The organism is Actinoallomurus sp. NBC_01490, assembly GCF_036227085.1.
GTDB classification, from domain to species: Bacteria; Actinomycetota; Actinomycetes; order Streptosporangiales; family Streptosporangiaceae; genus Actinoallomurus; species Actinoallomurus oryzae.
The window spans coordinates 5,796,174-5,809,937 of sequence record NZ_CP109433.1 but is presented as its reverse complement, the minus strand read 5'-3'; the positions used below and the strand labels follow the sequence as shown (position 1 = coordinate 5,809,937).

The following is a 13,764-nucleotide window of genomic DNA, read 5'->3' as shown; positions in this document are numbered from 1 at the left end:
TCGAGTCATCTGGGAAAACCGGCACACCCCGGCCGCTCGTGGCGGCTCGGGGGGAGCGTCAGGAAGCCCGCGCGGGCGCTCTCAGGCGAAGTCTGGAGCCCCGGCGGGCAGGCTAAATCGGAACTCGGCGCCACCGCCGGGCGCACGTCGTACGGTGATGCCTCCACCGTGCGCCTCGACGAGGCCCTTCACGATGTAGAGGCCGAGGCCGGTGCCGCCGCGCGGCTGGCCGTGGCCGCGCCAGAACTGCCGGAAGACGCGGGGCACGGCTTCGGGCGGGATGCCCTCGCCCTCGTCGCGCACGGACACGACGGCTCCCTGCTTGCGTGAGTCCGGCTCCACCACAATGGTGACAGTACCAGCCCCGTGCCGGAGGGCGTTCTCCACGAGGTTGCCGAGGATCTGGTCGATCTTGTCGGGATCGAGCCACATTTCGGGCAGCTCGCCCAGCACCTCGACCTTGAAGCGCGAGGCGGGCTCCCCTGCCACCACGCGCCCCTTGACCACCTTGTGCACCTCTTCGACCACGTCGACGACCTGGCGGCGCATCTCCAGCCGGCCGGCCTCGATGCGGGACACGTCGAGCAGCTCGGTGATCAGCCGGGTCACCCGGTCGGCGTCGGCGTTGACCGTCTCGAGCATCACGCGCTTCTGGTCGTCGTTGAAGCGGTGCCACTTGGCGAGCAGCGTGGCGGTGAAGCCCTTGACGCTGGTCAGCGGCGAGCGCAGCTCGTGCGCGACCGTCGAGACCAGGTCGGCGCGGTTGCGCTCCTGGCGGGCGCGCTGGACCGCGTCGCGGAGGGCCACGGTGAACGTGGTGACGCCGCCGTCCTCGGCACGGGTGTAGGAGGCCGTGACGAGCAGTTCGAGGCCGTCGGCGAGGTGCAGCGGGCGCTCGGGATGCCGGGTGCGGGTGGCCAGGCCGCCGTACGGGTCGAGGCAGCGCCACCAGTCGCGGCCCTCGGCGTCGAACAGCGGCAGGACCTCGGCGAAGTCGCGGCCGAGCGCGTCCGCCCGCGCGATGCCGGTCAGGCGTTCGGCCGCGCGGTTGAACACGACCACGCGGCGCTCGGCGTCGGCCACGAGCAGCCCGTCGGGCAGCGTGTCCGGGCAGAGTCCGGCGGCGGGATCGCTCGGGTGGGGGCCCGATCCGCCCACGGCCGCCTCAACCTCCCAGTGTCCATGATGGCGCGAACGGCATGACTCTAATGCGCACGAGGAAACACCGCCACGTAAGCGCGTTAATGCCGGGTCTCCAGCGTGTGTGGATACCGTTCGCGGTCTTCGGTCTTGACCGCGGACGGTATCGCGCGCCGCGCCCGAACGCACATCGTCCCGGCCGCGCGTTCGTCCGCGAGCGGGCACGAAACAGGCGTGAAATGCACGTCGGCCGCCGGAAAACGGCGGCCGAGTCCGATTTCGCGCGCAGTCGTCACGCGGGCAGGTGCGCCGGGCGCCCGCGGCGGCTCAGGTCGTGAGGGTGTCGCCGGCGTCGTCGCGGGGACGGAAGAGCTGGTCGAGCCGGGTGATCTGCAGAATGCGGCGCTGCGCCGGGCGTACGCCGGTCAGGCGGAGCGAGCCGCCGTCGCGCCCGAGGCGGTTGTTGACGCCCACGAGGGCGCCGAGACCCGCGGCGTCGCAGAAGCGCACGCCGGTGAAGTCGGCCACGATGTGGGTGCGGCCCTCGTCGGCCAGGGCGACCAGGATGGCGCGCAGCCTTCCCGAGGTGTGCACGTCGATCTCGCCGACGATCTCCACCACGGCCGACGCGCCGTCGCGGCGCACGACCCGGGCGGTCAGGTCCCGCCGCGTCCCTCCCGGACAGCGTCGCACGGCCCCGCGTGCGGCGCGTGCGCCTGCGGTGGCCCCCTCGCGTGCCGCCGACCTGCGACGGCGCGGCGTCGGAATGCCACTCACGTTCGTGTTCACGGTTTCGCCCCGTTCATCGAATGACCCATAGACACCATAGGCAACTCTTAGGACGCACGTATCCCACCGTAGGTTGGTTCAGTCTCCTCCCTACGATGGAGCTCACCACCGATCATGTCCCGTTTTACCGAAATGCGCGAATCGAGGCCTTTACAGCGAGTTTATGGAGTAGATGATATTCCGGCGGTCCCCTTCGACGGGGCGGCCGGCGGGCCGGACCGGTGACGCGCCCCGGCCGGTCGCCCGGCGCGACCCTGGGGACCTGCGGGCACGGTCCCGGCCGGAGCGCGGCGTTCCCCGTGACTTAGGGTTGGTCGCCGATGGCCGACAACACCCTGGGCTCGAACCACCGCCCACTCCGCGACGTGGTCACGGCGGAGCTGCGCCGCCTGATCCTGCAGGGCGAGTTCATGCCCGGCGAGCGCCTGGTCGAGGACCGGCTGGCCGAACGCCTCGGCGTCTCCCGCAACCCGGTGCGCGAGTCGATCCGGGTGCTCGCCGCGGAAGGGTTCGTCGAGGTGACGCCGCGGCGAGGCGCCGCGGTCGCGCGACTGTCCCCCGACGAGGCCGAGGAGCTCTTCGACGTGCGCGTGGCCCTGGAGGGTCTGAGCGCGCGCCTGTCGGCCCGCAAGGTGACGCCCGAGACCGCCGACCGGCTCCGCGCCGTCCTGGACTCCGCCCGCCTGGCCGTGGACGAGGGCCGGCTCGGAGACGTCGCCGATCTCAACACCGCCTTCCACGCCGCCGTGGCCGATCTGGCCGGCAACACGTACCTGAGCCTGGTGGTGGGCCCGATGCTCCGGCGCGCCCAGTGGCTGTTCCAGCAGACCGCCAGGCACCGCGCACCGCACTCCTGGACCGAGCACCTCAGCCTCTATGAGGCCATCGCCGCGGGCGACGAGCGTGCGGCCGAGGCCCGGGCGATCGCCCACGTCGAGGCGGCACGGCGCTCCTACCTGGCGGCCCTGGCCGAGGACTGACCCCGGCGTCGGCGCCCCGGCGCGCGCCGTCCGATCCACGCCGTCCGATCCACGCCATCCGATCCACGCCATCCGATCCACGCTGGCCGATCCACGCCGTCCGATCCACGCTGGCCGATCCACGCTGGCCGATCCACGCTGGCCGATCCACGCCGTCCGGCACGGCAGACCCCGCGCCGTGCACCTGATGACGTGCGCGAGGAGCCCCCGGTGAGGCGCGGGCGGCACGTCGACACGCAGGGCGGCTCCGAGGGCTTCGCCCCGACTTGGTAACGAATCGCCTGTTTTTTCGCGGACGAAACCCACCGGAAACAGGATTTTGTATACGGTCATGCCCGGTGACCAGGCCTCAATGCGGGCCTGGTCCTGTCCGAAATCGGTCTCGAGTCCCCACAACCTGACGTCTCCTGCCCCGTCCCGACCCGACCCCCCATCGGAGAAGGAGCGACCGTCCATGCACCTCCCACGTCGGCTCGTCGCCGCGCTCGCGGCGCTGCCACTCGCCCTCACCGCCGCGTGTTCCGGCGGTGGCGGCACCGCCAAGCCGTCCGTCTCCGCCGCCACCGCGGACAACCGCGCGGTCAAGAACGGCGGCACCCTCACGATGGCGCTGTCGGCGGACCCGGACGCCCTGGACCCGAGCACCTCGGTAACCCTGCTGGGTCGCGAGGTGTTCACCTCGATCTGCGAGAAGCTGTATGACATCGACGCGAACGCCCAGATCGTCCCGCAGCTCGCGTCCGCTCTCCCCGACGTCTCGGGAGACGGGAAGACGGTGACCATCAAGCTCCGCAGCGGCGTGAAGTTCAACGACGGCACCGCCTTCGACGCGGCGGCCGTGAAGAAGTCGCTCGACCGCGACCGCACCTGGAAGAAGTCGGCCCGCACCGCCGACCTCGCCGCGGTCAAGAAGGTCGACGTCGTGGATTCCGGCACCGTACGGCTCACGCTGTCGCGCCCGTACTCCCCGCTGACCGCCCAGCTCGCCGACCGGGCCGGGATGATCATGTCGCCCAAGGCCCTCGACTCCGAGGGCGACGACTTCGGCGCGCACCCCGTCTGCGTCGGCCCGTTCAAGTTCGCCAGCCGTACCTCGGGCAGCCAGATCGTCGTCGACCGGGCCCCGGACTACTACGACGCCGCCAAGGTCAAGCTCGACCGCATCGTGTACAAGATCATCGTGGATCCGAACGTCCGGGCCGCCAACCTCAAGTCCGGCGACGTGCAGGCCGCCGAGGAGCTCGCCAACACCACCGTCGCGGGCGTGCAGGCCGACCCGAACCTGCGGGTCGTCTCCGGTGGCGGCCTGGGCTACTACGGCGTCCAGATCAACGTCGGCAACGCCCACGGCTCCACGGAGAAGCCCGGTCCGATCGACACGCCGCTGGGCAAGAGCCCGGAGCTGCGCCAGGCCTTCGAGCTGTCCCTGGACCGCGCCGCGATCAACAAGACGGTCTACAACGGGCTCAACCAGCCCGACTGCAGCCCGCTGCCGCTGAACAGCTCCTTCCGCGACAAGAGCCTGACCTGTTCCAACCGGGACGTCGCGCAGGCCAAGCAGCTCATCGCCAAGTCGGGGTTCAAGCCGCCGATCCCGGTCAAGCTCCAGGTGCCCAACGACGCCACCAACGAGCGGCTCGGCCAGGTCATCCAGCAGATGACCAAGGAGGCCGGCTTCAACGTCTCCGTCCAGCCGATCGACTTCGCGACCGGGCTGGAGCAGGGCGCGGCCGGCAAGTTCGACGCCATGCAGGTCGGCTGGTCCGGGCGCATCGATCCCGACGGTGACCTGACCGGCCAGATCACCACCGGCGGGCAGAACAACTACGCGGGCCTGTCGGACCCGGGCATCGACGACCCGATCCAGCAGGCCGCGGCCACCCGGGACGCCGCCCAGCGCACCCGGCTGTACGCCCAGGCGATCCAGCGGCAGGCCCAGCTGCGCGGAATGATCTACCTGTACCACCAGCTCTTCTACCTGGGCACGCGCAAGGACGTCGCCGGCATCCGCTACTACGCCGACGGCCTGCCGCGGCTCGGCACCGCCGGGTTCGTCGCGAAGTAGCCATGGCCCTGTTCATCCTGCGACGGCTCGGCGCCGCCGTGATCGTGCTGTTCCTGGGCAGCGTCCTGGTCTTCCTGGGCGTGCGGGCGCTGCCCGGGGACCCGGCACGTGTGCTCGCCGGGCAGGAGGCCTCGCCGGAGGCCATCGCCGCGATCCGGCACGACTACGGCCTCGACCGGCCGCTGCCCGTGCAGTACGCGCAGTGGGCCGGCAAGGCACTCACCGGCGACTTCGGCCGTTCCACCCAGGACCGGCTGCCGGTCGCCCACATCCTCACCCAGCGGCTGCCGGTCACGATCGAGCTGTCCGTGCTGGCGATGATCGTCGCGATCGGGATCGGCGTGACCGCCGGCGTCGTGGCGGCGACCCGCCGCGGCCGGTTCGCCGACCACGTGGCGACCGGCTTCGGGCTGGTCGGGCTGTCGGTGCCGCACTTCTGGCTGGGCATGCTCGGCATCCTGCTGTTCTCCGTGCGGCTGCACTGGCTGCCCGCCTCCGGCTACGTGCCCTTCACCGGCGACCCGGGCGGCAACCTGGAGCGCATGCTGCTGCCCGCACTGGTGCTCGGCACCGGCTTCGCGGCGGTGCTGATGCGGCAGACCCGGTCGGCGATGCTCGAGTCGCTGTCGGCCGACTACGTCCGCACCGCGCGCGCCAAGGGGCTGCCGGAACGCTCGGTCGTGGGCGTGCACGCGCTGCGCAACAGCCTGACGACGGTGGTGACCGTGCTCGGTCTCCAGCTCGGCGCCCTGATCAGCGGCGCGGTGGTGACCGAGCAGATCTTCGTCATCCCCGGCTTCGGCAAGCTGACCGTCGACGCCGTGGTGACGCGCAACTACCCGGTCATCCAGGCGGTGGTGCTGGTCACGGTGGCGGGCTACATCGCCGTCAACCTGCTGGTCGACCTCGCGTACGGCGTGCTGAACCCGCGGGTGCGGCTGACGGGGGTGGCCGATGGCTGACCAGACGCTGTCCGCTCCCCTGCCGGCCCTCGCCGGCGCGCCGCCCGGGCGCGCACGGCAGGTCTGGCGGCGGTTCCGGCGCCGGCCCGCCGCGATGGCCGGGTTGATCCTCGTCGCCGGGTTCCTGGCGCTGGCGGTCATCGGGCCGTTCGTCACCGCCGACCCGGCGGCACAGGACTACAGCGCGCCGCTGGCCCCGCCCTCGGGCGGGCATCTGCTGGGCACCGACGACCTCGGCCGGGACATGCTCGCCCGCATCGCGTACGGCGCTCGGGTCTCGCTGGAGGCCGGAGTGCTGTCCGTGCTGCTCGCGATGGTGGTCGGCGTCCCCGTCGGGCTCGTGGCCGGCTACTACCGCCGCTTCGTCGACCCGGTCGTGATGCGCCTGGTCGACGTCGTGCTCGCGTTCCCGTTCCTGATCTTCGCGGTGGGCATGGCGGCGATCCTCGGGCCGTCGCTGCGCAACGTCGTCATCGCGCTCGGCGTCTCCCAGCTCCCGGGGATCATCCGCGTGACGCGCGGCGAGGTGCTCGCCCTGCGCGAGCTGGACTACGTGGCGGCGGCGGTGGCCGACGGCGCGGGCGATGGCCGGATCATGTTCCGGTACGTCCTGCCCGGCGCGACCAGCACGCTGATCGTGCAGGCCACGGTCGGCATCCCGACGGCGATCATCGGCGAGGCGACGCTGTCCTTCCTCGGCCTCGGCGTACAGCCGCCGACGCCGTCGTGGGGCGTGCTGCTCACCGCCGCCCAGCAGTTCCTCGACCAGGCGCCCTGGCTGGCGATCTGGCCCGGCGTCATGATCGCGCTGTCCACGCTCGGGTTCAACCTGCTCGGCGACGGCCTGCGCGACGCCCTGGACCCCCGGAGCGTGCGATGAGCGAACACAGCCTTCTGGAGATCACCGGCCTTCGTGTCGAGTTCGACACCGAGGAGGGCCGGGTCCAGGCCGTACGCGACGTCTCGCTGCGGCTCGAACGCGGCGAGATCCTCGCGCTGTGCGGGGAGTCCGGGTGCGGCAAGTCGGTCACCGCGATGTCGATCCCGCGGCTGCTGCCGCCGGAGACCACCCGGCTGTCCGGCTCGATCCGGCTCGACGGGCGGGAGCTCACCGACCTGCCCGAGAGCGCTCTGCGCGCGATCCGCGGCAAGGACGTCTCCATGGTGTTCCAGGAGCCGATGACCTCGCTGAACCCCTCGTTCACCGTCGGGTTCCAGATCGCCGAGGTGCTGCGCAGGCACGAGGGGATGTCCCGTACGGCGGCGCGCTCGCGCGCGGTGGAACTGCTCGAGCTGGTCGGGATACCGGCGCCCGACCGCCGGGTCAAGGAGTACCCCCACCAGCTCTCCGGCGGCATGCGGCAGCGGGTGATGATCGCCATCGCGGTGGCGTGCTCGCCCCGGGTGCTGATCGCCGACGAGCCCACGACCGCCCTCGACGTGACCATCCAGGCCGGCGTGCTCGACGTCTTCCGCGACCTGCGCGACCGGCTCGGCACCGCGATCATCCTCATCACCCACGACCTGGGCGTCGTGGCCGACGTCGCCGACCGGGCCGTCGTCATGTACGCCGGGAGGGCCGTGGAGGAGGCGCCGGTGACCGAGCTGTACGCCCGGCCGCGCCATCCGTACACGGCGGGGCTCATGGGCGCGCTGCCCTCGGCGGCGGTCACCGGCGAGGACGGCCGGCGGCGGCTCGCCGAGATCCCGGGTCTGGTGCCCCCGCCGTTCGAGGACCCGGACGAGTGCGCGTTCCACCCGCGCTGTCCCCGTGCCCGCGACGACTGCGCGGCGACGCGGCCCGCGCTCGAGGCGTTCGGCGCGGAGCACCGGGCCGCGTGCTTCCATCCCCTGTCCACGGCCGCGGGAGGTGACGCGTGAACGCGCCCGTACTCGAAGTGAAGGATCTGGTGAAGCACTACCCCGTCCGGCGGGGCGGCCGGTCCGTACGCGCGGTCGACGGGGTGTCGCTGTCGGTCGGGCCGGGTGAGGTGCTGGGCCTCGTCGGCGAGTCGGGCAGCGGCAAGTCCACGATCGGCCGGTGCGTGCTGCGGCTGACCGAACCCACCGCCGGTTCGGTGTCTCTCGGCGGGCGGGACGTCACCCATCTGTCGCGGCGGGCGCTGCGGCCGCTCCGGCGCGACGTGCACATGGTGTTCCAGGATCCCTACTCCTCGCTCAACCCCCGGTTCACCGTCGGGCAGATCGTGGCGGAGCCGCTGCGCAGGCACGGCGTGGCCCGCGGCGCCGACGCCGAGACCCGCGTCCGCGCGATGCTCGAACGCGTCGGCCTGAGCGCGGACATGCGCACCCGCCGCCCGCACGAGCTGTCCGGCGGGCAGCGCCAGCGGGTCGGGCTCGCCCGCGCGCTGGTCCTGGAGCCCAAACTCGTCGTCGCCGACGAGCCGGTGTCCGCACTGGACGTGTCGGTGCAGGCCTCGGTGCTCAACCTGATCGCCGACCTGCAGCGCGACATGGGCTTCTCGTGCCTGTTCATCACCCACGACCTGTCGGTGGTGGAGTTCCTCGCCGACCGGATCGCGGTCATGTACCTCGGGCGGATCGTGGAGACCGGACCGACGGAGAAGATCTTCGCCGAGCCGCAGCACCCCTACACCCAGGCACTGCTGTCCGCCGCGCCCGAGCCCGACCCGGTGCGGCAGCGCGAGCGCAGACGGGTGGTGCTCGTCGGCGAGGTGCCCAGTCCCCTCGACCCGCCGACGGGCTGCCGGTTCCACACCCGATGCCCCGTCGCCGTCGACACTTGCCGTACGGACGAACCGCGGCTGACCGGCGTACGGGAGGCGGACCGGCCCGTCGCCTGCCACCTCGTGACACCCTCCGCGGTGCCCGACCTCACTGGAAGGAATTAGCGTGTTCACAACCCGCCCCGAGCTGACCGGCGACTTCGGCATGGTGGCGAGCACCCACTGGCTCGCCTCCGCCGCCGGCATGAGCGTGCTCGAACGCGGCGGTAACGCCTTCGACGCGGCGGTCACCGCGGGCTTCGTGCTCCAGGTCGTCGAGCCGCACCTCAACGGGCCGGGCGGCGACCTGCCGATCCTGGTGTGGAGCGCGTCCGACGAGCGGGCGACCGCGGTCTGCGGTCAGGGCACCGCTCCCGCCGCGGCCACCATCGAGCACTACACCGGTCTCGGCCTGGACCTGGTGCCCGGCACCGGGCTGCTGGCCGCGACCGTGCCCGGGGCGTTCGGCGCCTGGCTGTTGATGCTGGAGCGCTGGGGCACCTGGGCGGTGGAGGACGTGCTGGAACCGGCCATCGCCTATGCCGAGAACGGCTTCCCGGCGCTCGAGCGGATCTCGACCACGATCGGCGCCGTCGAGCGGACGTTCACCGAGGACTGGCCGACCTCCGCCGAGGTCTGGATGCCGGACGGACGGGTGCCGGCGCCCGGGTCGCGGCTGCGCAATCCGGCGCTGGCGGCGACCTACCGCCGCATCGCGGCGGCGTCGCGCGCCGCGTCGGGCACCCGCGAGACGCGTATCGCCGCCGCGCGCGACGCCTGGTACCGCGGCTTCGTCGCCGAGGCGATCGCGCGGTTCTGCGCCGAGACGGCCTGGCGCGACACCTCCGGACGCCGGCACGGCGGCCTGCTGACCGGCGACGACCTGGCCGGCTGGCGGGCCACCGCCGAAGAACCGCTCGGGTACGACTACCACGGCTACCGCGTGCTCAAGACGGGCCCGTGGGGACAGGGGCCGGTCTTCCTCCAGCAGCTCGCCCTGCTGTCGGGCTTCGACCTGGACGCGGCGGGCCACCTGTCGGCGGACTACGTCCACACCGTGACCGAGGTCGCCAAGCTCGCCTTCGCCGACCGCGAGGCCTGGTACGGCGATCCGGCGTACACCAAGGTGCCGATGGAGTCGCTGCTGCTCCCCGGCTACAACGACGAGCGGCGCCGCCTGGTCGGCGCGGAGGCGAGCTTCGCGCTGCGGCCCGGTGCCCCGGACGGACGCGAGCCCGTGCTCTCCGTCACGGCCCCCGGCCCGGACGCCCCGATCGGCGAGGGCGTGGGCGAGCCGACCGTACGCGGCGACGGGCGCGTGGACGGCGACACCTGTCACCTCGACGTCGCCGACCGCTACGGCAACCTGGTGTCGGCGACGCCGAGCGGAGGCTGGCTGCAGAGCTCACCGGTCATCCCCGAGCTGGGCTTCTGCCTGGGCACCCGCGCGCAGATGTTCTGGCTGGAGCCGGACCTGCCCGCGTCGCTGCGGCCCGGCAGCCGGCCCCGTACGACCCTGTCGCCGTCGCTCGCGCTGCGCGACGGCTCGCCGTGGATGGCGTTCGGGACCCCGGGCGGCGACCAGCAGGACCAGTGGAGCCTGAACTTCTTCCTGTCCGTCGTGCACGGCGGCCTGAATCTCCAGGAGGCGATCGACGCGCCGATGTTCCACTCGGTGCACTTCCCCAGCTCGTTCTATCCACGCGGCGCGCGGCCGGGCGGCCTGGTCGTGGAGGAGCGGCTCGACCCGGAGGTCGTCGCGGAGCTGCGGCGGCGCGGCCACGACGTCGACGTCCAGGGACCGTGGACGCTCGGCCGGCTCAGCGCGGTGACCCGCGACACCGGCGAGCCCGGTTTCCTGCGCGCGGCGGCCAACCCGCGGGGCGCCCAGGGTTACGCGGTCGGACGGTAACGCATGGATCTGGCGGAGACCGGACTGCTGGCCGCGGCCGGCGTGGCGGCGGGAGTCGTCAACGCCGTCGCCGGGGGCGGGTCCCTGATCTCGTTCCCCGCCCTCCTCGCGGTGGGGTACCCGGCCGTGTCGGCGAACGTGACCAACACGGTGGCGCTGTGGCCGGGGTACATCGGGGGCGCGCTGGGCTATCGGGAGGAGTTGTCCGGGCAGCGGGGGCGGGCGATCGCGTTCAGCCTGACGAGCGTGGTCGGGGCGGTGGCGGGCTGTCTGCTGCTGCTGGTCACCCCCGAGGGGGTCTTCCACTCGCTGACGCCGGTGCTGATCGCGATGGCGAGCCTGCTGCTGGCCGTCCAGCCGTGGCTGAAGAGGCGGCTTCACGCCTCGGAGCGGCTGACCCGGCAGCACCACCGGACGCTGCTGCACGCCGGCCTGCTGTTCGGGGGGATCTACGGCGCCTACTTCGGCGCCGGCCTGGGGGTCATGCTGCTGGGGATCCTCAGCGTGTTCGTCCACGACCGTCTACAACGGGTCAACGCCGTGCGCGCGGTGTTGTCGCTGGTGATCAACACGGTGGCGTTCGCGGCGTTCGCGCTGTTCGGCCCGGTGCGGTGGTACGCCGTGGCGGTCATGGCGGCGGCCAGTCTCGCCGGCGGGTTCGCGGGCGCACGCGTGGCGCGGCGGCTGTCGCCGGAGATCCTGCGCGGAGTGATCGTGACGTTCGGCCTGGGCGTGGCCCTCGCCCTCGCCCTGCGCTGAGCGGGCATCCGCGACGCCCGAGGCGGCCCTGCGCCGCCTCAGGGGGTCCGGGAAGCCCGCTGGGCGCGCGCCGAGGTGTAGAGGCAGACCGCGGCGGCGGTGGCCAGGTTGAGGCTCTCAGCGCCGCCGTAGATGGGGACCCGGACCACCTCGTCGACGGCGTTCAGGATCTCCTCGGGCAGTCCCCACGCCTCATTGCCGAACACCCAGGCGGTGGGCCCGTCGAGCGTGCCCGTGTCCAGGGCGGTGTCCAGCGAGGACTCCCCCGCCCCGTCGGCGGCGACCACGGTCAGGCCCGCGTCCTTCAGCGCCGGGATGAGGGCGTCGAACCGCGGACCCGTCACGACCGGCAGGTGGAACAGGCTCCCGGCCGAGGCGCGGACGCACTTGCCGTTGTAGGGGTCCACCGACGCGTCGGTGAAGATCACCGAGTCGGACCCCGCCGCGTCCGCGGTCCGCAGGACCGTGCCCGCGTTGCCCGGGTCGCGGACGTGCGCCAGCACCGTCACCAGGCGCGGCGCCGGTGACAGCGCCTTGTCCAGCGGGACGTCGACGAACTCACAGACCGCCAGCAGGCCCTGCGGGGTGACGGTCTGGGCCAGCTCGGCCATGACCTCACCGCTCACCCGGAAGATCGGCACCCCGGCCTTCTCCGCCTGGGCGACCAGGTCCTGGTGGCGGTTCTCGGCCTCGGCGGTGGCGAACAGCTCGGCCAGAACGCCGTTCAGCGCCAGGGCCTCGCGGACGGCCTGCGGGCCCTCCGCGAGGAATCGGTGCTCACGGCGCCGGAACGCGCGTTTGGCGAGCCGGCGAGCCGCCTTCACCCTCGGTGATCGGGTGGAACTCAGCTCCCGGCCCGCCATCTGCGCGGATGTCCTGATGCGGATCAGGCCGCGGCGGTGCCCGCGGGCAGCGCCTTCTTGGCGGTCTCGACGAGCACCGCGAACGCGGGGGCGTCGTTGACCGCGAGCTCGGCGAGCATCCGGCGGTCGACCTCGACGCCGGCCTCGCGCAGGCCCTGGATGAATCGGTTGTAGGTCATCCCGTTGGCGCGGGCCGCCGCGTTGATCCGCTGGATCCAGAGCCGGCGGAACTGGCCCTTGCGGTCCTTCCGGTCACGGAAGGCGTACGTCATCGAGTGGAGCTGCTGCTCCTTGGCCTTGCGGTACAGCCTGGACCGCTGGCCACGGTAGCCACTCGCCCGCTCCAGGACGACCCGGCGCTTCTTGGCGGCGTTGACCGCCCGCTTCACGCGTGCCACGTTTCGAACTCCCTCGTGGGGGCCGGTGCCTCGTGGGCAGCCGGCCGGTCGTAGGACTTACGGGACCACCGGTGCCGTGCGGGCACCGGGAGCCCGGCGATCATTTCGGTGCCGGGCTACTTGCCGAGCAGCTTCTTGATCTTCGTTTCGTCGTTCTTGGAGAGCACCACGGGCCCGTCCAGCCGGCGCGTGCGCTTGGTCGGCTTGTGCTCGAGCAGGTGGTTGCGGTTGGCGCGGCGGCGCATGACCTTGCCGGTGCCGGTGACCTTGAATCGTTTCTTGGCACCACTGTGCGTCTTCATCTTCGGCATGGTCGCCGACGTCTCCCTAGTCCGAGCGCCCCGGCACAGGCGCGCGGCGTCCCATCGTGGGACACCGGGCGCCGGACAAGGCGCGATGTGCGTGCTTCATCGCGAGACGACCCCGCTACGTGAGCAGGGTCGCGGTGGGACTGCCCCGGGTCAGGCCGGGGCCTCGTCCTCCACCTGCCGACGCGCGCGACTGCCGGTCGCGGCGCGCTGCTCGGCCTTTGCCTCGCTCTTCTTCCTGTGCGGCCCGAGCACCATGATCATGTTGCGGCCGTCCTGCTTGGGCCTGGACTCGACGAAGCCGAGTTCTTCGACGTCCTCCGCCAGCCGCTGCAGAAGCCGGAACCCGAGCTCCGGGCGGGACTGCTCGCGGCCACGGAACATGATCGTGACCTTGACCTTGTCACCTGCCTTGAGGAACCGCTCGACGTGGCCCTTCTTGGTGCCGTAGTCGTGCGGATCGATCTTCGGCCGGAGTTTGATCTCCTTGATGACGGTGTGCGCCTGGTTACGTCGCGCATCGCGGGCCTTCATCGCGGACTCGTACTTGAACTTTCCGTAGTCCATGAGCTTGGCCACGGGCGGTCGCGCGGTCGGGGCGACCTCCACCAGGTCGAGATCGGACTCCCGGGCAAGGTCGAGAGCCTTGGCGATGGGAACGATGCCGACCTGTTCGCCGTTCGGACCGACGAGCCGGACCTCGGGCACGCGAATGCGCTCGTTGATACGCGGTTCGGCGCTGATGGGACCTCCTTGGGGTACTTCGCTGTCTCTGACCGGCCATACCCCGGGCCCTTCATGCGAAAAGCCCCGCATGACTCGCATCGCGGGGCCACTACCG

At 72.1% G+C, this 13,764-nt stretch carries 14 protein-coding genes; 8 read left to right on the top strand and 6 right to left on the bottom strand.

The features are described from left to right. Nucleotides 1-81: 81 nt before the first annotated feature. Together OG417_RS27070 and OG417_RS27065 are read right to left on the bottom strand one after the other, a co-directional pair. Nucleotides 82-1,158, bottom strand: coding sequence for a sensor histidine kinase (locus tag OG417_RS27070; protein WP_329261860.1), 1,077 nt, complete (start codon nucleotides 1,156-1,158; stop codon nucleotides 82-84). Nucleotides 1,159-1,467: 309 nt separating this feature from the next. After that, entirely contained in the window at nucleotides 1,468-1,929 is a 462-nt protein-coding gene (locus OG417_RS27065) for an STAS domain-containing protein (protein WP_329261857.1), read from the bottom strand. A 320-nt stretch (nucleotides 1,930-2,249) separates the two neighbouring features. Here OG417_RS27065 and OG417_RS27060 point away from each other — a divergent pair, with 320 nt between their 5' ends. From OG417_RS27060 to OG417_RS27025, 8 genes are all read left to right on the top strand, one after another. Next, the gene (locus tag OG417_RS27060) at nucleotides 2,250-2,909 is read left to right on the top strand and encodes a GntR family transcriptional regulator (protein ID WP_329261855.1); all 660 of its coding nucleotides are present in this window, start codon (nucleotides 2,250-2,252) and stop codon (nucleotides 2,907-2,909) included. 454 nt (nucleotides 2,910-3,363) lie between these two features. Continuing rightward, a complete protein-coding gene (locus tag OG417_RS27055; RefSeq protein ID WP_329261852.1) occupies nucleotides 3,364-4,974 on the top strand; it encodes an ABC transporter substrate-binding protein in 1,611 nt (536 codons plus the stop codon). 2 nt (nucleotides 4,975-4,976) lie between these two features. Further along, complete coding sequence (locus OG417_RS27050) at nucleotides 4,977-5,936, top strand: ABC transporter permease (RefSeq protein WP_329261849.1); 960 nt, start codon at nucleotides 4,977-4,979, stop codon at nucleotides 5,934-5,936. Further along, nucleotides 5,929-6,816 (top strand): ABC transporter permease, encoded by an 888-nt coding sequence (locus OG417_RS27045; protein ID WP_329261847.1) that lies wholly within the window; start codon nucleotides 5,929-5,931, stop codon nucleotides 6,814-6,816. Before OG417_RS27050 ends, OG417_RS27045 begins: the two co-directional genes overlap by 8 nt. Beyond that, nucleotides 6,813-7,817: an ABC transporter ATP-binding protein gene (locus OG417_RS27040; RefSeq protein WP_329261844.1), complete on the top strand. Its 1,005-nt coding sequence runs from the start codon at nucleotides 6,813-6,815 to the stop codon at nucleotides 7,815-7,817. Before OG417_RS27045 ends, OG417_RS27040 begins: the two co-directional genes overlap by 4 nt. After that, the gene (locus tag OG417_RS27035; protein WP_329261842.1) at nucleotides 7,814-8,809 is read left to right on the top strand and encodes an ABC transporter ATP-binding protein; all 996 of its coding nucleotides are present in this window, start codon (nucleotides 7,814-7,816) and stop codon (nucleotides 8,807-8,809) included. The genes OG417_RS27040 and OG417_RS27035 overlap by 4 nt, the downstream gene beginning before the upstream one ends. Beyond that, complete coding sequence (locus OG417_RS27030) at nucleotides 8,805-10,595, top strand: gamma-glutamyltransferase family protein (protein ID WP_329262597.1); 1,791 nt, start codon at nucleotides 8,805-8,807, stop codon at nucleotides 10,593-10,595. Before OG417_RS27035 ends, OG417_RS27030 begins: the two co-directional genes overlap by 5 nt. A gap of 3 nt (nucleotides 10,596-10,598) precedes the next feature. After that, nucleotides 10,599-11,354: a sulfite exporter TauE/SafE family protein gene (locus OG417_RS27025; RefSeq protein ID WP_329261839.1), complete on the top strand. Its 756-nt coding sequence runs from the start codon at nucleotides 10,599-10,601 to the stop codon at nucleotides 11,352-11,354. 38 nt (nucleotides 11,355-11,392) lie between these two features. Here OG417_RS27025 and OG417_RS27020 read toward each other — a convergent pair whose 3' ends face one another. The 4 genes from OG417_RS27020 to infC all read right to left on the bottom strand — a co-directional run bounded on the left by OG417_RS27020 (nucleotide 11,393) and on the right by infC (nucleotide 13,649). Then, nucleotides 11,393-12,217, bottom strand: coding sequence for a TrmH family RNA methyltransferase (locus tag OG417_RS27020; protein ID WP_329261836.1), 825 nt, complete (start codon nucleotides 12,215-12,217; stop codon nucleotides 11,393-11,395). A 23-nt stretch (nucleotides 12,218-12,240) separates the two neighbouring features. After that, nucleotides 12,241-12,615: a 50S ribosomal protein L20 gene (rplT, locus tag OG417_RS27015; protein WP_285618952.1), complete on the bottom strand. Its 375-nt coding sequence runs from the start codon at nucleotides 12,613-12,615 to the stop codon at nucleotides 12,241-12,243. A 116-nt stretch (nucleotides 12,616-12,731) separates the two neighbouring features. Continuing rightward, nucleotides 12,732-12,926 carry a 50S ribosomal protein L35 gene (rpmI, locus tag OG417_RS27010; RefSeq protein WP_329261832.1) on the bottom strand — a complete coding sequence of 65 codons (195 nt, stop codon included), beginning with the start codon at nucleotides 12,924-12,926 and terminating at the stop codon, nucleotides 12,732-12,734. A gap of 150 nt (nucleotides 12,927-13,076) precedes the next feature. Continuing rightward, a complete protein-coding gene (gene infC, locus OG417_RS27005) occupies nucleotides 13,077-13,649 on the bottom strand; it encodes a translation initiation factor IF-3 (protein ID WP_442875764.1) in 573 nt (190 codons plus the stop codon). Nucleotides 13,650-13,764 lie beyond the last annotated feature (115 nt).

Excerpts from the sequence above, each read along its gene's own strand:
- OG417_RS27020 (WP_329261836.1), bottom strand. The coding sequence starts at position 12,217 with ATGGCGGGCCGGGAGCTGAGTTCCACCCGATCACCGAGGGTGAAGGCG.
- OG417_RS27045 (WP_329261847.1), top strand. The coding sequence starts at position 5,929 with ATGGCTGACCAGACGCTGTCCGCTCCCCTGCCGGCCCTCGCCGGCGCG.
- OG417_RS27040 (WP_329261844.1), top strand. The coding sequence starts at position 6,813 with ATGAGCGAACACAGCCTTCTGGAGATCACCGGCCTTCGTGTCGAGTTC.
- OG417_RS27050 (WP_329261849.1), top strand. The coding sequence starts at position 4,977 with ATGGCCCTGTTCATCCTGCGACGGCTCGGCGCCGCCGTGATCGTGCTG.
- rpmI (WP_329261832.1), bottom strand. The coding sequence starts at position 12,926 with ATGCCGAAGATGAAGACGCACAGTGGTGCCAAGAAACGATTCAAGGTC.
- OG417_RS27055 (WP_329261852.1), top strand. The coding sequence starts at position 3,364 with ATGCACCTCCCACGTCGGCTCGTCGCCGCGCTCGCGGCGCTGCCACTC.
- OG417_RS27025 (WP_329261839.1), top strand. The coding sequence starts at position 10,599 with ATGGATCTGGCGGAGACCGGACTGCTGGCCGCGGCCGGCGTGGCGGCG.
- OG417_RS27060 (WP_329261855.1), top strand. The coding sequence starts at position 2,250 with ATGGCCGACAACACCCTGGGCTCGAACCACCGCCCACTCCGCGACGTG.